Consider the following 17,989-nt stretch of genomic DNA (forward strand, 5'->3'; position numbering starts at 1 on the left):
TTGGGCTATCTTCCCGGTCCCCTTCACCATGGAGCGATCCAGCATGGCACGCGCGTTCGTCGGAAGCATGGAATGCCGGGTGAACGTCGACAAGGATCTCGGTGACACGTGGGCCGTGTCGGTCGTGGTCCCGTCTGCCGCACCACTCGTCGTGAAGCTCCAGGGCAACGACAAGGAGGCGGCGACGAAGGGCGCGCTCGAGATCCTGCAGAAGGCCGGCAAGATCGACCGCTTCGACCTGTAGCGCGCCTGCCGCGGCGCCGCTGCGGCCCGTTCGGATGACGTCCCGCCGTCCGCGTCGCACCGAGCGGCCCGGCGACGAGGACGGGAGGTCGGACCCGGTATGCCCGAAGCCGACTCCCTCTGGCCGCCCCCGGGCGACGCCGGCGGCGGTGCCGACTCCATCGCCGGCGAGCTGGCGTCGCGCATCGACGCGGTGCCGCCGGCGCCGGGCGACGCGATGGACTGGGTGTCCGTCGCTGCGGGCTACGAGCGCGAGGCGCTCGCCCTCGGCGCGCACCCCGCCACGGCGGAGCTGCTCTTCGAGGCGGGCCGGATCTACGAGGAGCGGCTCGGGGACCCCGCCGCCGCGCTCGAGTTCCACCGGCGCGCCTTCGCCCGCGACCCGGCCTTCCTCCCGAACCTCCGGACCGCCCGCCGCCTCGCGATGGACCTCGGCGACGACGCGCTCGCCGCCGAGGTGCTGGACGCCGAGGCCGCCGCGACGACCGACCCCGCTGCCCGGGCGGCGCTCCTGCTCCTCCGCGGCCGCCTCCTCGCGGCGCTCGGGCAGGAGGGCGCGGCCGGCGACGCCCTGGCCCGCGCCGCCGCGCTCGCGCCGGAGGCGTTCGCGATCGCCGAGGAGTCTGCGCGCGCTGCCGCCGCCTCGGGCGATCGCGCCGCCCTCGCCGACGCGTACGTGCGCTGCGCGCGCGCCGCCGGCGACCGCCTCCTGTCGGCGCACTACCTCTCGGCCGCCGCGGCGCTCCTCGAGGACGCGCTCGAGGCGCCCGAGCGCGCCGCCCCCCTCGCCCTCGAGGCCTTCGAGCTGGTCCCGGACGACCCGTTCGTCCGGGCCACCGCGCGGCGGCACGCCGAGCGGCTCGGGCCGGGCGAGCCGCTCGCGCAGATCCTGCGGGCGGAGGCAGAGTCCGCCACCGGCGCCGCCGCCGCCCGCGCGTTCCAGGCGCTCGCGCGCGTCGAGGAGCGGCTCGGCCGGACCGACGCCGCAGTCGTCGCGCTCGATCGCGCCCGCGCCGGCAGCCCGGACGACCCCGTCGTCCTCGGTGAGCTCGCGCGGCTCCGCGAGGCGCGCGGCGAATGGGAGGAGGCGGCGGCGGTCCTCGAGGCGCTCGCGGCGGCCCACCTGGCGCGGCGGGCGGCGGGGCACCTCCGCGAGACGGTCGCGGCGAAGCTCCGGCGCGCCGAGATCGAGGAGGAGCGGCTCGGGCGCGCCGGGGAGGCGATCCGCTGCTGCCGCGAGGTCGTCGCGCTCGATCCGCTGAACCGGTCCGCGCTCACCGCGCTGGGCCGGCTCTGCGCGCGCGCCGGCGACTGGGAAGGCCTGCTCGCCGCGTTCGAGGCGGAGGCGACCGCCGCCCGGGATCCCCGGGATCGCGCGCAGCGCACGTTCAAGGCCGCCGAGGTCCTCGACGAGCGGCTCGGTCGCGCCGCGGACGCGACCGCCCTGCTTCGCGAGGCGCTCCGGGTCGACCCGGACCTCCTCCCTGCGCGCGCGGCCCTGGAGCGGATCCTGGAGCGCGAGGGCCAGTGGGGGCCTCTGTGCGCGCTCCTCGAGGAGGACGCGCCGCGGCTCGACTCGCCCGCGGAGGCGGCCGCGCACCTGTTCCGGATCGCGCGCCTCCGGGAGGAGCGGCTCGGCGACCTCGCCGGCGCGGCGGAGCTCTACCGCCGGATCCTCGCGCTCGCCCCGGAGAGCCGGGTCGCCCTCCCCGCCCTGTCGTCGGCCCTGACGCGCCTCGGGCGGTGGGAGGAGCTCGCGGAGGTGCTCGCGCGCGAGGCGGCGGTCGCCGTCGATCCGCGGCGGCGCGTGTCGCTCCTCCAGCGCCGGGCCGAGGTCCTCGACGAGCACGTGGAGGATCCGGAGCCCGCCCGGGTCGCATGGGAGGACGTCCGCGTCGCGGCGCCGGACCACCTCCCGGCGCTCCGCGCGCTGGGGCGCCTGCATGCGCGCGCGGGCCGCTGGGAAGCGCTCGCGGAGATGTTCCGCGCCGAGGCGGACGCCGCTCCGGATCCCGATCAGGCGGCGGAGCTGGTGATGCGCGCCGGCGAGCTGCTCGAGCGGCGGCTCGGGCGCAGCGACGACGCCGTCGCCGCGTACCGCGAGGTCCTCACGCTCGCGCCGGCGCACCTCCCGGCGCTGCACGCGCTCGCGCGGCTCTACCGGGCGCGCGGCGACGAAGAGAGCCTCGTCGAGAACCTGCGCGCGCAGGCGTCGGTCCGCCTCGCGCCCGAGGAGCGGGCCGCGGCCCTCGCGGAGGCAGCGGCGATCTGCGAGGAGCGCCTCCGGGATCCCGAGCGCGCCGCCGAGGCCTACGACGAGGCGCTGCGCGCCGATCCCGCGTTCGAGCCCGCGCGCCGCGCGCTGGACCGGCTCCACGCCGACGCCGGCCGGCGCGACGCCCTCGCCGCGCTCCGGCGCGCCGCCGCCGTCGACGACGCGACCCCCGGCGCCGGCGAGCGGCTCCTCGCGCTCGCCCGGCTCGAGGCGGACCGGATGGCGGACCCGGCCGCCGCCCGCCGTGCCGCGGACGCGCTCGCGCGAGCGGCCCCGGGGAACCCGGCCTCCCTGCTCCTCGCGCTCCGGCTCGCGATGGATCCCGAGGGCCGCTCCCGCGCCCGCGCCGGGCTCGCCGCGGCGGCCACGGTCCCGGCGGCCTCCGCCGCCCTCCTCGCGGCGGCCGCCGTCGATCGGCGCCCCGCGGGGCTCCGCCGGGCGGCCCTCTCGGAGGCCGCGGCGCTCGCGCCCGACGATCCCGTGCTCGCGGCCGAGGAGGAGCGCCGGCTCCGGGAGGCCGGCCAGCACGCCGCCCTCGCCGCGTTCTGCGAGGCGCGCCGTGCGACCGCGTCCGACCGGCCGTCGCGCGCCTCCTGGGCCGTCCGCGCCGGCGAGGCGTGGGAACGGGCCGGCGCCCCGGAGCGCGCCCTCGCGGCGTTCCAGGCGGCGCTCGCGGACTCGCCCTCCCACCTCGCGGCGCTCCGCTCCGCCCGCGCGCTGTTCGTCCGACGCGGCGACTGGGGCGCGGTCCGGGCGACGCTCCAGGCCGAGGGCGCGGCCCTCCAGGATCCGCACGAGGCGGCCGCGGCGTGGCTCGAGGCGAGCGCCGTCGCCGAGCAGCGGTTCGCGGACCTCGAGGGCGCCGCCAGCGACTGCCGCCGGGCCGCGGAGCGGGACCCGCGCAGCCGCGCGCCCGTCGCGCGCCTCGAGGCGCTCCTCGCGGCGTCCGGCCACGCCGGCGGCGACGAGGTGGCCGCGCTGCTCGCGGCCCGCGCCCGCGCCGAGCCCGATCCCGCTCGCGCCGCCGACGCCTGGCTCGCGGCCGCCCGCGCCGCGCTCCGGGGCGGGAGCGGTGTCGGGCGGGACGAGGCGCTCGCCGCGCTCGATCGCGCGCTCGAGGTGTCCCCGGCGCACGGGCCCGCGCTCGAGCTCCGCGCCCGGCTGCGGGCGGAGGCCGGCCGTGCGGCCGAGGCGGTCCTGGACCTCGAGGCGTGCCTCGCCGCGGGGGGCGAGACCGGCGGAAACGTCGCGCTCCACCTGGAGGCCGCCGCCCTGTGCCACGAGGCGCTCGGCGACCCCGACCGCGCCCGGCGCCACCTCGAGGGGGCGCTCGCGCTCGCGCCGGACCAGGCCGAGGCGCTCGCCCGGATCGCGCGGATCCATCGCGACGGCGGAGACCGGGAGGCCGCCATCGCCGCGCTCCGCCGGCTCGTCGCGCTGCCCGGTCTGCCGCGCGACGCGCACCTGGACCACCTGGCCGGGCTCGCGGACCTCGAGGCGGCCGGGCCGGAGCTCGACGCCGCGGCCGCGACGTGCCGGCGCATCCTCGACCTCGACCCGGGCCACCCGCTCGCGCTCCGGCTCCTCGTCTCCGTCGAGGAGCGCCGGGGCGACGTGCCGATGCTGGCCGCGGCGCTCGAGACCGCCGCGATCGCTGCGCGGGATCCGGCGCTCCGGGCCGACGCCCACCTCGCGGCGGCGCGGCTCCACGCCGGGGAGCTCCGGAGCCGCGCGAAGGGCCTCGAGCACCTCCGCGCCGCCCTCGAGGCCGCCCCGGACCGCGAGGACGTCCTGGCGCTGCTCGCCGAGACCTCCGAGGAGACCGCCCCCGCGCTCGCCATCGACGCGCACCGCCGGCTGCTCGCGCGGGACCCCCTCCGCGACGCGAGCTGGAGCGCGCTGTACCGGCTGTTCGACCGGACGCGCGCCCACGACCGCGCCTACGTCGCCGCGACGGTCCTCCGCTGGCTCGGCGCGCCTCTCCCGGCCGCCGGCGCCGAGCGGCTGCTGCTCGAGGGCGATCGCCAGACGCTCGCCGCGCCCCCGCCGCTCCCCGCGGCGGACTGGGAGACGCTCCGGGCGCCCGGCGATGGCGGGCCGCTCGCCGACGTCATGGCGGTGGTCGGCGACGTGCTCGCCGCGGCGCTGCTCGAGCCCGCCGCCGCCCGCGGCGCGCCCGTCCGCGAGGACCATCCCTTCCGCCGCCTCCTCGCCGACCTCGCCCGCAGCCTGGGCGCCAGCGAGCCCGAGGTCCACGCGGCGCCCCTCGGGCGGCTCGCGATCGAGCCTGGGACGCCGCCCGCGGTCCTCGTGGGCGCCGATCTCGTGCGCCGGACCACCGCCCGCGAGCAGCGGTTCCTGCTCGGCCGCGTCGCCGCGAGGCTTCGGGCGCGCAGCGCCGTCGCGGACGCCGTCCCGCCCGCGGCGCTAGGCGAGGGCGTCGCGGCGGCGGTCTGGCAGATCGTGCCCGGGTACGCCGGAACCGGGCGGCCCGCGGAGGACCTCGTCCGTCTCCTGGGACGGATGCTCCCGCGGCGCGCCCGGAAGGCCCTCGAGGAGCCCGCCCGCGCGCTCGCCCAGCTCCGCCCCGCGCCGGACGTCGGCGCCTGGCGGGAAGCGGCGGCCGCCACTGCCGACCGCGCCGGCCTCGTGCTCTGCGGCGACGTGCCCACCGCCATCGCCCTGCTGCTCCGGGACGAGCGGGGCACGACGGCGGCCCCCGCGGCGACCGCGGAACGGCTCGCGGCGGTCCGCGCGTGCCCCGACGCGCTCGCGCTCCTCGCGTTCGCCGCGAGCGAGGCCCACTTCGTGCTGCGGCAGCGGCTGCGCGTCGCGATCGCCTGAGCGACGGCGGCGTCCGCGTCAGGGCCCCTCGACCCGCACCACGCTGCCGGGCGGAAGCGCCTCGAGCAGCGCCGCGAGCGCCGCCTGGACCGCGGCGAGCTCCTTCGACTCCACCGTGAGCTTCACCCGGTGGTCCGTCGCGTCGAACCGCGGGTAGCTCCCGATCTCCACCGCGGGGTGCGCCGCGACGACCCGATCGAGCGCGGGCGCGAAGCGCTCCTCGCCGACCGCGACGAACACGGAGGCGAGCCGCCAGGGCGGAGCCTGCAGCAGCGGCGCGATCGCGTCGAGCTGGTGCCGGAAGAACCGCGGCACGCCGGGGAGCATCACGACGTTCTCCACCGCGAGCGTCGGGTATCCCGGATCGCCCAGGAGCCGCGTCCCCTCCGGCACATCCGCCATGCGGAGCGCGGCCTCGGGCGGCTCCTCGCCGCCGTGGTGGGCGCGGTGCAGCGCCCGGATCGACTCCGCGAGCGCCTGCGACCGCGCGACGCGCCGGCCCAGGGCGCGGGCCACCGCGCGCGGGGTGATGTCGTCGTGCGTCGGGCCGACCCCGCCGGAGGTGAAGCACCAGTCCACGCGGCGACGGAGGACGTCGAGCGAGGTCGCGATGTCCTCCTCGCGGTCCGGGACCGTGTGGATCCCGACGAGCTGGACGCCGAGCGCGCGCAGCCGGAGGGCCGCGTAGGGGCCGTTCTCGTCCTGCACCTTCGCGGAGAGGACCTCGCTTCCGATCACGACGAGGGCGGCGGTGGGCGTCTCGGCCATGCTCGCTCCGCGCGCCCAGCGGCGCGCTCCCTTCCGTCCTAATCGAGGGACGACACGGCTGCCCAGACCGCGTCGGCGACCGCCTCGACGGGGCGCGACCCGTCGATCTCCGCGATGCGATCGCCCGCGGCGCGCCGCACCTCGAGCGCGCGCTCGTAGCTCGCCGCGACCCGCCGCTGGAACGCGTCCACCTCGAAGATCTCGCGATCGAGGGTCGCCGCGCGGCGGCGGGGCAGCGCGACCCTGGGCGAGACACGCAGGAACACGGTCAGGTCGGGAGACGGGGCGGCGCGGTTGATCTCCGCCACCCAGGCCATGTCGCCGAGCGCCGCGCCCTGGTACGCGAGCGACGACAGCGTGAAGCGATCCGACACCACGTCCACGCCGCGGGAGAGCTTCGGGGCGATCTCGTCGGCGTGGTGATCGAGGCGATCCGCGGCGAAGAGCAGCGCGAGCGCGCGCGCGTCGAAGGCGCGGCCGTCCCGGCCCGTGACGCGCCTCGACAGCACCTGCCGGATCAGGGCGCCGGCGGGTCCGCCGGAGGGCTCGGCAGTGACGTGCGCGGTGCGGCCGGCGGCGCGGAGCCGCTCGCCGAGGAGGCGCGCCTGCGTGGTCGTCCCGGCGCCGTCGAGCCCCTCCACGACGAGGAGCCGACCCTGCCGATCCTTCGCGCCGGAGGCCCCCCTCCCCCGCCGCGTCACGGATCCAGCCTCAGGACCTCCCGGATCGCGCGGTACCGGGAGAAGAGCGCGTCCTCCTCGCGCATGAGCCGGCGCGCCCGCGCGAGGGCGCGGACCGCGAGGGCGAGGAGGACGACGGTGACGACCATGGCCAGGTACAGGAAGAGCGGCCGCTGGCCGGTGACCTTCCGGACCACGCCGGGCTTGAGCCTGCCCCAGCGATCCCACGCGAGCGCGATGCTCGTGCCGGTGCCGATGAGGCCGGCGAAGACGAGGTACAGGCCGCGCCGCGCGACGTCGATGGAGCGGCGCGTCTCGAGCTGCTTCGCGAGGACGTCGTGCTCCGCCCGGAGGGCGACGGGATCGGCGGCGGTGGGCTGCGGGGCGGTGCTCATGCGCGGGCGTTTCTACCCCCGTCCGAAGCGGGCGGCAATCGCGTCCTGGACCGCGCCCAGCGTCGCCGGAAGCTTCACCCCGGGGTTCGGGAGCCCCGGCGCGACGCCGGGCAGCGTGCCCTCGTGGTAGCCGACCTTGAAGTCGGAGAACTTGAGGCCGTGGGCGGTCGAGATCACCACGACGCGCTCGCCCTTCTTCACGACGCCGCGGGCCGCGAGCTTCTCGAGCGCGGCGAGCGCGACCCCGGTGTGGGGGCAGGTGAACATCCCGGCCCGATCCGCCCGCGCGGCGGCGTCCGCGAGCTCCTGCTCGGTCGCCTGCTCCACGAGGCCGTCGAGCGCCTCGAGCGCGCGGAGCGCGCGGCGTGACGAGACCGGCGCGCCGATCTGGATCGCCGAGGCGAGCGTCTTCCGCGCCGCGACGGCCTCGACCTTCACCGCCGCGGTCGGCCTCACGCCCGCGCCGCTCGTCGCGCGCCAGAGCGGGTTCGCGTTCTCGGCCTGCGCCACGACGAGGCGGGGGAGCCGATCGACGAGCCCGAGCTCCTTCATGAGGAGGAAGCCCTTCCCCACCGCGCTCGCGTTCCCGAGGTTCCCCCCCGGGATGACGATCCAGTCCGGCGAGGTCCACCCGAGCTGCTGCGCGATCTCGATGGAGGCGGTCTTCTGCCCCTCGATGCGCAGGGAGTTCATCGAGTTCGCGAGGTAGATGTCCTTCGTCTCCGAGAGCTGCTTCACGACCGCCATGCAGCCGTCGAAGTCGGTGTCGAGCTCGAGCACGAGCGCGCCGTTCGAGATGGGCTGCACGAGCTGCGCGGTGGAGATCTTGCCGCGCGGGAGGAGCACCACGCTCGGGATGCCCGCCGCCGCGCAGTACGCCGAGAGCGCCGCGGAGGTGTCGCCCGTCGACGCGCACGCCACCGCCCGCACGGAGCCGCCGCGCGCCCGCATCTCCTTCACCGCGGACACCAGGACCGTCATCCCGAGGTCCTTGAAGGACCCGGTGTGGGTGACGCCGCACTCCTTCAGCCAGACGTCGTCGAGGCCGATCTCCCGCGCGTAGCGGTCGACCTTCAGGAGCGGGCTCCCGCCCTCGAACATCGAGACGACGTTCTCGTCCGCGAGCTGAGGGTAGACCCACTCCTTCTTGCCCCAGACCCCGGAGCCGTACGGCCAGGCCCCGAGCTTGAAGCGGCCGTCGAACAGCGCCTTCCACTCGGCGGCGGACCGGCCCGCGAGCGCGGCGCGATCGTGCTCCACCTCGAGGAGCCCGCCGCACCGCGGGCACGAGTAGACGACCTCCGTCAGCGCGGCGCGGAAGTCGCAGCCGTCGGCGCAGCGGAACCAGGCGGAGAGGACGGGGGCTCGCATCGCTACCTCCCCCCCGGACCCTTCTTGAGGAACTTCTCGATCCGCTCGGCCGCGAGCTGGATCCGGGGCTCGTCGACGATGAGGGCGATGCGGACGAAGCCGTCCCCCGCCTTCCCGAAGCCGATGCCCGGCGCGACGCAAACGCCCGCCTCGTCGATGAGCCGCTTCGCGAACTCGAGCGAGCCGAGGGACCGGAACGCCTCCGGGATGGGCGCCCAGGCGAACATGCTCGCCGCGGGCGACGGGATCTGCCACCCGGCCGCGCCGAAGTGCCGGACGAGCGCGTCGCGCCGCTGGTGGTACTTCCGGCGGATCGCGGCGACCTCGTCGTCGCACTCGTCCAGCGCGGTGATCGCGGCCGCCTGAACGGCGCCGAAGAGGCCGTAGTCCAGGTAGCTCTTCACGCGCGCCGCCGCGGCGACGAGCGCCGCGTTGCCGCCGCAGAACCCGACGCGCCAGCCGGGCATGTTGTAGCTCTTCGAGAGCGACATGAACTCGAGCGTGCGCTCGCGGGCGCCCGGGACGGCGAGCATCGAGGGGGCCTTGGCGCCGTCGAAGACGATGTCGCAGTAGGCGAGGTCCGAGATGATGAAGAGGTCGCGCGCCTCCGCGAACCGGACGATCTTCTCGAACAGCTCCGGCGTCGCGATCGCCGTGGACGGGTTCCCGGGGAAGTTCACGACGATGCCCTTCGGCCGCCGCTCCGCCCGCTCCGTCGCCTCGACGATGGAATCGAAGAAGTCCACCCCCGGGCCGACCGGCACCGGGATCGACTCCGCGCCCGCGAGGACCGCGCCGTACGCGTGAATGGGGTAGGTCGGCGAGGGCGCGAGCACCGCGTCGCCCTCGGACAGCATCGCCACGAGCGCGTGGCCGATGCCCTCCTTCGACCCGATGGAGATGAGGACCTCGCGCTCGGGATCGAGCGTGACGTCGTGGCGCCGCTTGAACCACCGCGCCGCGGCCGCGCGCAGCTCCGGGACGCCGCGCGGGTTCAGGTAGCGGTGGAGCCCCGGCTCGCGTGCGGCGGCCTCGAGCCGGTCGACGATCCGCTTCGGCGTCGCGCCGTCGGGGTTGCCCATCGAGAAGTCGACGACGTCGATCCCTCGCGCGATCGCCTCGTCGCGGAGGCGGTCGGTGATGGTGAACACGTACGGCGGCAGGCGCTTGACGCGCGCGAAGACCTCGGGGTCGTGGAACGTTTTCATGGACGGACGGGCCAATTTGCCGGGAGCGGCCGCGGTTGGCAAGGGGCGAGCTGGCTGCCCGCCCGGCGCGAGCGTCAGCCCCCCGTGCAACGGGCGCCGCAGGCGGGGCAGAGCGCGCCGGAGACGGGCGCTCCGCAGCTGCACAGGCGCGGACCGGCGGCCTGGGCGGCCTCCCGCGGCGGGGCCGCGATCACCGGGAGGCGCATCCCGCAGCGGCCGCAGATCCGCTCGCCCGGTCCGGCCGGCGTCCGGCAGTACCGGCACAGCACCTGGGCCGGGAGCGGCGTGGGGCCGTCCCCGGGGAGCTCGGCCCGCGTCCGCTCCAGATCCGGCAGCGGCGCCGCGTCGACGTCCACGGGCGCGGCCGCGGTCCGCTCGACGTCCGGCGGAGCATCCGCGACGACGAGCGCCGCGGGGCCGTGCCGGGTCGGCTCGAGCTCGGGGATCGGGGTCGGGACGGGGACGCCGCCGCCGTCGTACGAGGTGGTCTCGAGGCCCTCGAGCAGCGGCACCGGCGCGGCGATCGCCGCGCGCCCGAAGCGCTTGCCGCAGACCTCGCACTCTGCGCCCTCGGGCTGGGCGTGCTCGCACACGGGGCAGACGATCATCGCGCCGAGTCTACCCCAGCCGCGCCCGCGGGTCGCCCCGGGTCAGGGCGCGCCGTCCTTGGGCGCGACGCCGTGCGTGAGCGGCACGAACCGCACCGGCAGCACGTCCTCGCTCCCGAGCGCCCCGGTCCGTTCGCGGCGGATCACCCGGAGCGCCTGATCCCCGTGCGGCTCGCCGAGCGGCAGGATGAGCAGGCCGCCGGGTGCGAGCTGCGCGATCAGCGCGTCCGGGATCCGCGGCGTCGCCGCGGTGACGACGATCCGGTCGAACGGCGCCGCGTCCGGCCAGCCGAGGGCGCCGTCGCCGGTGCGGAGCGAGACGTTCGGGAGCGCGAGCTCGCCGAGGAGGACCTCCCGCGCGCGCTCCGCGAGCGGCGCGACGATCTCCACCGAGAAGACGTGCCGCGCCAGCGCCGCGAGCACGGCGGTCTGGTAGCCAGACCCCGTCCCGATCTCCAGCACGCGCTCGTCGCCGGAGAGCTCGAGCCGCTCCGTCATGAACGCGACGACGAACGGCTGCGAGATCGTCTGCCCGAAACCGATGGGGAGCGGCTGGTCCAGGTCCGCCTCGGCGCGGTGCGCTTCGGGAACGAACCGGCCGCGGTCGAGCCGCGCGATCGCCTCGAGCACCCGCGGGTCGCGTATGCCCTGCCCCGCCAGCCGTCGAGCGAGCGCCACGCTCACGACACGATGGTAGCCACTCCGCGGCGCTCCGGGTCGGGGCGGGCGCGCACCGGGCGGGTCACCCGATCCGGGCGAGGGAGACGCGCCGCCCCCACCGCCCGAGCAGGGCCTCCCGCGCCGCGGCGTGCTCCATCCGGGCGAGCGTCGGGTCGGCCTCGATGAGGGCGAACGCCTCCTCCCGGGCCTCCTCCAGGATCGCCTCGTCGCGGTACAGGTCCGCGATCTCGAGGAGCTGCTGCCCGGACTGGCGGGTCCCGAGGAGCTCCCCCGGACCCCGGAGCTGGAGGTCGACGCGGGCGATCTCGAACCCGTCCTGCGTCCGCTCCATCGCCTTGAGCCGCTCGCGCGCCTCGTCGCCGGCGCGCTTGAAGTGGGCGAGGAGCAGGCACCAGCTCTTCGCGGCGCCGCGTCCGACCCGGCCGCGGAGCTGATGGAGCTGCGACAGCCCGAAGCGCTCCGCGTGCTCGACGATCATCACGGTCGCGTTCGGGACGTCCACGCCGACCTCGATGACGGTGGTCGCGACGAGCACCTTCAGCTCACCCGCCCTGAAGCGCTCCATGACCGCCTGCTTCTCGTCGCCCTTCATCCGCCCGTGGAGGAGCCCGACCGCGTGACCCGCGAAGATCCGCGCCAGCTCGGCCGCGCCGGTCGTCGCGTCGGCGAGGTCGCTCTTCTCCGACTCCTCGACGAGCGGGTACACGACGTAGGCCTGCCGCCCGGCCTCGAGCTCCTTCCGCGCGAGATCGTACGCGCCCTTCCGCTGCGAGTCCCCGTACAGCTTCGTCGTGACCGGCGTCCGGCCCGGCGGCAGCTCGCCGATCTTGGACTGGTCGAGATCGCCGTAGAACGCGAGGGCGAGCGTCCGCGGGATGGGCGTCGCGGTCATGACGAGCACGTCGGGCCGCCGCCCCTTCGAGATGAGCGACGCGCGCTGGAGCACGCCGAAGCGGTGCTGCTCGTCCACGACCACCACCCCGAGCCGGTCGAAGCCGACGTCCTCCTCGAGGAGCGCGTGCGTGCCGACCGCGATGCGGGCCCGCCCGGACGCGACCGCCGCCCGCGTCTCCTTCTGTCCCTTCCCGCGCGCCGCCGCCGCGACCAGGGCCACCTCGACGTCCCGCCCCTCGAGCCACCGCGCCAGCGTCCGCGCGTGCTGCTCGGCGAGGATCTCGGTCGGCACCATCAGCGCGGCCTGCCAGCCGGACTGCACCGCGAGCATCATCGCCGCGAACGCGACCGCCGTCTTGCCGCTGCCGACGTCGCCCTGGAGCAGCCGGTTCATCGGCTCGGGACGCGCCATGTCCCGCGCGATCTCGGCGAGCGCCTTCTCCTGCGCGCCGGTGAGGCGGAACGGGAGCGGCGCGACGGCGCTCGCCAGCGCCGTACGCGACGCGTCGAACGCGATGCCGGGCTCCGAGCGGACGCCGCGGCGCCGGAGCGCCAGTGCGAGCTGGAGGAAGAACAGCTCCTCGAAGACGAGGCGGCGGAACGCCGGCGTCGCGCGCGCGGCGGCGAGGAGGAGGTCGGTCCCGGCCGGCGGGAAGTGCGCCTGGCGGAGGGCGTCGGCGCGGCCGAGCAGCCCGCGCCGCGCGCGCACGTCCGCCGGCACGTCGTCCACCGCCGCCGGCGCGAGCTCGTCCACGAGCCGCTTCATCAGCTTCCGGAGCGCGGGGTGCTGGTAGTCCGCCGGACCCGCGTAGACCGGGACGATCCGGCCGAAGCTCGCCGAGTCGCCGGCCTGGACCTTCTCCACCTCGGGCTGGCTCATCTGGCGCCGCGCGCCGAAGCCCTCGGAGATCTTCCCGGAGCAGACCAGCACGTCGCCCGCCTGGAACTGCTTGAGGCGCCAGGGCGGCGGGTTGAAGAAGACGAGCTCGAGCCCGGAGCCCGCGTCCGCGACGCCGACCTTGAGGATGGGCCGCCCGTTCCGCATCCGCTGGATCCGGACGTGGGTCACCGTCCCGAGCACCGTCGCCTCGTCGCCGACCTTCAGCTCGGCGATCCGGCGGACCTGCGTCCGGTCCTGGTACGCCTTGGGCCAGAACTCGAGCGCGTCCTCGACGGTGAGGCGGCCGCGCTCCTCGAGCTGCGCGCGCGGCGCGGGGTGCGCGCGCGGGAGATCGGCGAGCTTCGTCGCGAGCCGCTGCCGTCGCTGCGCGCGCTCCTCGGGCGTCTTCGCGTCGGGGAGCGGTTGCCAGGGGGGGTCGGGGGCGAACGGGGCGGCCGGGACGCCCTTCGACTCCGCGCCCGCTTCGCGGGCGCTACGCTCAGGGCGCACGGATGAGGGCGTGCCCGTGCCCGTGCCCGTGAACGTGCCCGGCTTCTCCGTGCCCGCGACCCGCCTCCCGTGGCCCGTGGCCCCTGGCCCGCCGCCCGTCGAAGAGATCTCTCCCTCTCCCCCCGCGCGAGCGGGGGGAGAGGGCCGGGGTGAGGGGGGCCCGCTGGTGGCCGAGGGGCGGGGACGCGGCGAGGTCGTGCCAGGCGCCACGGGCCGGGGGGGCAGCCCTCCCGACGGCACCGGCCCCGCTTCCACCCTCCCCGCCCTCGCCACCGCCCGCAGCTCGTCCGGCACCGGGATCAGCGCCGCGACATCCGCGGTGATCCGCTGGATCGCCGCCTTGCGCGCCGCCGCAGGCAGCGCGTCGAAGCCCTCCGCCTCCGCGGCCAGCCGGCGCAGCGCCGGCGTGTCGGCGGCGCCGAGGCCGCGGGCGCGATCGATCGCGCCGCGCAGGGTCGCGCCGAACGCGACGAGCCGCGCGGCGCCCGCGAACCCGTTCGCCACCGCGAACCGGAGCGGCGGGACGAGCGCCTCGAGGGCGCGCGCCGCGGCGAGGCCCGGGATCGCGCCCGCGCCTTCACCGCCGTGGCCGTCGCTGCGCTGCACGGCGCGAGGCTATCCGCCGGGTCCGACGGCTACTCGCCGGACTCGCCGGGCAGCTCCTCCTCCTCGAAATCGACCGTCTGGATCTCGTACTCCTTCGCGCCGCCCGGGGTGCGGACCTCGACCGTGTCGCCCTCGCTGCGCCCGATGAGGGCGCGCGCGATGGGGCTCGTGACCGAGATCTTCCCCCGCTTCAGGTCGGCCTCGAGCTCGCCCACGATCCGGTACGTCACCTGATCGCCGGAGTCCGTGTCCTCGAGCGTCACGGTCGCGCCGAAGATCACGCGGTCGCTGCCGGCGTGCTTCGAGACGTCGATCACCTCGGCGCTCGCGATCCAGTGCTCCACCTGCAGGATCCGGCCCTCGATGTGCGACTGCTTCTCCTTGGCCGCGTGGTACTCGGCGTTCTCGGAGAGGTCGCCGTGAGCGCGCGCCTCGGCGATCTCCTTCACGATCTTCGGCCGCTCGACGGCCTTGAGGCGCTTCAGCTCATCCTTCAGCCGGATGAGGCCGCCCTTCGTCATGGGGACGCGCTCGCTCATTCTTCATTCACTCCGTTCGCCCCGAGCGTGGAGCCGGCAGAGCCGGTCCGTCGTCGAAGGGCCCGAAAAAAACGAGGGCGGCCGGCCCGAGAAGCCCGGGGCGGCCGCTTCCTGCTCATTTGACTAGAGCGCGGCGGGGCCCCCTGTCAACGGGCCCGCGCGCGCCGCCTAGCGCTTCGAGTGGTACTCCTGGATGGACCGGACGGTCGCCTTGCCGCCCCGCGCCACCTCCATCGCCCCCACGGCGGCTCGCGCCCCGGTCAGGGTGGTGAAGTACGGCAGCCCCTTCATGAGCGTCTCACGGCGGATCGCGAAGCTGTCCGCGATCTCCTGCTTGCCGGCCGTCGTGTTCACGACGAAGTGGACGTCGCCGTCGATGATGCGGTCGACGATCGACGGCCGCCCCTCGACGACCTTCTTCACGGGCGTGGTCGCGATCCCGCGCTTCCCGAGGAACGCGCTCGTGCCCGCGGTGGCGAGCACCTCGAACCCGAGCCCGACCAGGCGGCGCGCGATGTCCACGACGCCCTCCTTGTCGGAGTCCTTCACCGAGACGAACGCCCGCTTCCCCTCGCCCGCGGAGGGGAGCGTGTTGCCGGCCGCCGCCTGGGCCTTGAAGAACGCGCGGTAGAAGTCGTCCGAGACGCCCATCACCTCGCCGGTGGACTTCATCTCCGGGCCGAGCACCGTGTCCACGCCGCGGAACCGCGCGAACGGGAACACCGCCTCCTTGACGGAGGTGTGCTTCGGGCGCGGCGTCCCGAGCGCGCCCGCCTCGGCGAGCGACTTGCCCACCATGCAGAGCGCGCCGGCCTTCGCGAGCGGGAGCCCCGTCGCCTTGCCGACGAACGGCACCGTGCGGCTCGCGCGCGGGTTCACCTCGAGGACGTAGATGTCCTTCCCCTGGATGGCGAACTGGACGTTCATGAGGCCGACGACGCCGAGCTCCTTCGCCATCGCGATGGACTGGCGCTCGATCTCCGCGATGACGTCCGGGGTGAGGCTGAACGGGGGCAGCGAGCAGGCGGAGTCGCCGGAGTGGATGCCGGCCTCCTCGATGTGCTCCATCACGCCGCCGACCACGACGTCCTTGCCGTCCGAGACCACGTCGACGTCCACCTCGGCGGCGTCGCGGAGGAACCGGTCGATGAGGACGGGCCGCTCGTTCGACGCCTGGACCGCCTCGCGGAGGTACGTCTCGAGGTCCTTGTCGTCGTAGACGACCTCCATGGCGCGGCCGCCGAGCACGTACGAGGGCCGGACCATCGCCGGGTAGCCGATGCGGCGCGCGACCGCGAAGGCCTCCTCGGCGCTCCGGGCGACGCCGTTCCGCGGCTGCTTCAGGCCGAGCTTCTCGATGAGCTCCGCGAACCGCTCGCGGTCCTCGGCGCGGTCGATGGCGTCCGGCGTGGTGCCGAAGATCGGCACGCCGAGCTCGTGGAGCGGCACCGCGAGCTTGAGCGGCGTCTGGCCGCCGTACTGGACGATGAGGCCCTTCGGCTTCTCGACGTGGACGATCTCGAGGACGTCCTCGAGCGTGAGCGGCTCGAAGTAGAGGCGATCGGAGGTGTCGTAGTCGGTCGAGACCGTCTCCGGGTTGCAGTTGACCATGATGGTCTCGAACCCGGCCTTCGCGAGCGCGAAGGACGCGTGGACGCAGCAGTAGTCGAACTCGATCCCCTGGCCGATGCGGTTCGGGCCGCCGCCGAGGATCATCACCTTCGGCCGGTCGGTCGGCGCCGCCTCGCACTCCTCCTCGTACGTCGAGTAGAGGTACGGGGTGAACGCCTCGAACTCGGCGGCGCAGGTGTCGACGCGCTTGAAGACGGGGCGGACGCCGGCGGCGTGCCGCGCCTCGCGGACCACCTTCTCGGTGGTGCCGGCGAGCTGGGCGATGCGCTTGTCGGAGAAGCCCATCCGCTTCACGGCCCGGAGGGCGTCCGCGCCCTGCGGCACGCCCTTCGCGAGGTCCTTCTCGACGCGGACCAGCTCCTCCAGCTCGCGGAGGAACCAGCGGTCCACCCACGTGAGCGCGTAGAGGTCCTCGACGGAGAGCCCGGCCCGGAACGCCTCGGCGATCCAGAAGAAGCGGTGGGCGCGCGGGACGCGGACCTCCGCCTTCACCCGGTCCACCTCGTCGGGCGCGTAGGGCTGCCCCGGCTTCTTGCCGAGCGGCGACTCGAGGCCGCAGCGGTCGATCTCGAGGCCGCGGGTCGCCTTCTGGAAGCTCTCCTGGAACGTCCGGCCCATCGCCATCACCTCGCCGACGGACTTCATCTGCGTGGTGAGGGTGTCGTCGGCGCCCTTGAACTTCTCGAAGGCGAAGCGCGGGATCTTCGTGACGACGTAATCGATGGTCGGCTCGAACGACGCCGGCGTGTAGCGGGTGATGTCGTTCTTGAGCTCGTCGAGCGTGTAGCCGACGGCGAGCTTCGCGGCGATCTTCGCGATCGGGAAGCCGGTCGCCTTGGAGGCGAGCGCCGACGACCGCGAGACGCGCGGGTTCATCTCGATGACCACCATCCGGCCGGTGGTGGGGTGGACGCCGAACTGGATGTTGGACCCGCCGGTCTCGACGCCGATCTCGCGGATGATGCGGACGCCCGCGTCGCGCATCCGCTGGTACTCCTTGTCCGTGAGCGTCTGGGCCGGCGCGACCGTGATCGAGTCGCCGGTGTGGACGCCCATCGGGTCGAAGTTCTCGATGGAGCAGATGATGACGACGTTGTCCCGCTTGTCGCGCATCACCTCGAGCTCGTACTCCTTCCACCCGATGATCGACTCCTCGCAGAGGATCGTGTGGGTGGGCGAGAGCGTGAGCGCCCGCCGCGCGAGCGGCTCGAACTCCTCGAGGTTGTAGGCGACACCGCCCCCCTCGCCGCCCATCGTGAAGCTCGGGCGGATGATGATCGGGAACCCGATGTCCTTCGCGATCGCGCGCGCGTCCTCCCAGGAGGTCGCGTACCCCGACTTCGGCAGCTCCACGCCGATCCGGTTCATCGCCTCCTTGAAGAGGAGCCGGTCCTCGGCCTTCTCGATGGCCTCGAGCTGCGCGCCGATGAGCTCGACGCCGTGGCGCTTCAGGGCGCCGTTCTTCGCGAGGGCGACCGCGAGGTTGAGCGCGGTCTGCCCGCCCAGCGTCGGCAGCAGCACGTCCGGCTTCTCGCGGGCGAGGATGAGCTCGCCCGTCTCCGGGGTGATCGGCTCGACGTAGGTCCGGTCGGCAAACCCCGGATCCGTCATGATGGTGGCCGGATTGGAGTTGAGGAGGACGATCTCGTACCCCTCCTCCTTCAAGGCCTTGCACGCCTGCGTGCCCGAGTAGTCGAACTCGCAGGCCTGCCCGATGACGATGGGCCCGGAGCCCACGATCATGATCTTCTTGATGTCGGTACGGCGCGGCATGGGGCGGGGAAACTAGCACACGCGAGCGCAAGGATGTAACCCGCGTCGCGCGGGCGCGCCGGGGGGTCGCTGGCTGCCCGGC

12 protein-coding genes are annotated in these 17,989 nt (G+C 75.4%); 2 read left to right on the plus strand and 10 right to left on the minus strand.

Annotation, left to right across the window (positions count from 1 at the left end; all coding sequences use genetic code 11):
- The first annotated feature begins 43 nt into the window (after positions 1 to 43).
- Both AMOR_RS28115 and AMOR_RS29695 read left to right on the plus strand, forming a co-directional pair.
- Entirely contained in the window at positions 44 to 244 is a 201-nt protein-coding gene (locus tag AMOR_RS28115) for a hypothetical protein (protein WP_248356942.1), read from the plus strand.
- Positions 245 to 343: 99 nt separating this feature from the next.
- Positions 344 to 5,362 (plus strand): tetratricopeptide repeat protein, encoded by a 5,019-nt coding sequence (locus AMOR_RS29695; protein WP_263009831.1) that lies wholly within the window; start codon positions 344 to 346, stop codon positions 5,360 to 5,362.
- 18 nt (positions 5,363 to 5,380) lie between these two features.
- Here the strand turns inward: AMOR_RS29695 and AMOR_RS28130 are convergent, their stop codons facing one another.
- The 10 genes from AMOR_RS28130 to carB form a co-directional block, all read right to left on the minus strand.
- On the minus strand, positions 5,381 to 6,130 hold the full coding sequence (locus AMOR_RS28130) for a competence/damage-inducible protein A (RefSeq protein WP_248356946.1): 750 nt from the start codon (positions 6,128 to 6,130) through the stop codon (positions 5,381 to 5,383).
- A gap of 38 nt (positions 6,131 to 6,168) precedes the next feature.
- Complete coding sequence (gene tmk / locus AMOR_RS28135) at positions 6,169 to 6,831, minus strand: dTMP kinase (protein WP_248356948.1); 663 nt, start codon at positions 6,829 to 6,831, stop codon at positions 6,169 to 6,171.
- Complete coding sequence (locus AMOR_RS28140) at positions 6,828 to 7,205, minus strand: hypothetical protein (protein ID WP_248356954.1); 378 nt, start codon at positions 7,203 to 7,205, stop codon at positions 6,828 to 6,830. The genes tmk and AMOR_RS28140 overlap by 4 nt, the downstream gene beginning before the upstream one ends.
- 12 nt (positions 7,206 to 7,217) lie before the next feature.
- Positions 7,218 to 8,576, minus strand: a complete 1,359-nt coding sequence (gene thrC, locus AMOR_RS28145; RefSeq protein ID WP_248356956.1) for a threonine synthase — start codon at positions 8,574 to 8,576, stop codon at positions 7,218 to 7,220.
- Positions 8,577 to 8,578: 2 nt separating this feature from the next.
- Positions 8,579 to 9,784 carry an aminotransferase class I/II-fold pyridoxal phosphate-dependent enzyme gene (locus AMOR_RS28150; protein ID WP_248356958.1) on the minus strand — a complete coding sequence of 402 codons (1,206 nt, stop codon included), beginning with the start codon at positions 9,782 to 9,784 and terminating at the stop codon, positions 8,579 to 8,581.
- A 74-nt stretch (positions 9,785 to 9,858) separates the two neighbouring features.
- Positions 9,859 to 10,392 (minus strand): hypothetical protein, encoded by a 534-nt coding sequence (locus tag AMOR_RS28155; protein WP_248356960.1) that lies wholly within the window; start codon positions 10,390 to 10,392, stop codon positions 9,859 to 9,861.
- A gap of 42 nt (positions 10,393 to 10,434) precedes the next feature.
- Positions 10,435 to 11,076 (minus strand): protein-L-isoaspartate(D-aspartate) O-methyltransferase, encoded by a 642-nt coding sequence (locus tag AMOR_RS28160; RefSeq protein ID WP_248356962.1) that lies wholly within the window; start codon positions 11,074 to 11,076, stop codon positions 10,435 to 10,437.
- A gap of 58 nt (positions 11,077 to 11,134) precedes the next feature.
- On the minus strand, positions 11,135 to 13,963 hold the full coding sequence (gene recG, locus AMOR_RS28165; protein ID WP_248356964.1) for an ATP-dependent DNA helicase RecG: 2,829 nt from the start codon (positions 13,961 to 13,963) through the stop codon (positions 11,135 to 11,137).
- 29 nt (positions 13,964 to 13,992) lie between these two features.
- Positions 13,993 to 14,502, minus strand: a complete 510-nt coding sequence (greA, locus tag AMOR_RS28170) for a transcription elongation factor GreA (RefSeq protein ID WP_248356966.1) — start codon at positions 14,500 to 14,502, stop codon at positions 13,993 to 13,995.
- A gap of 168 nt (positions 14,503 to 14,670) precedes the next feature.
- Positions 14,671 to 17,907: a carbamoyl-phosphate synthase large subunit gene (gene carB / locus AMOR_RS28175; RefSeq protein ID WP_248356978.1), complete on the minus strand. Its 3,237-nt coding sequence runs from the start codon at positions 17,905 to 17,907 to the stop codon at positions 14,671 to 14,673.
- Positions 17,908 to 17,989 lie beyond the last annotated feature (82 nt).

Source organism: Anaeromyxobacter oryzae (assembly GCF_023169945.1).
In the GTDB taxonomy this organism is placed as follows: domain Bacteria; phylum Myxococcota; class Myxococcia; order Myxococcales; family Anaeromyxobacteraceae; genus Anaeromyxobacter; species Anaeromyxobacter oryzae.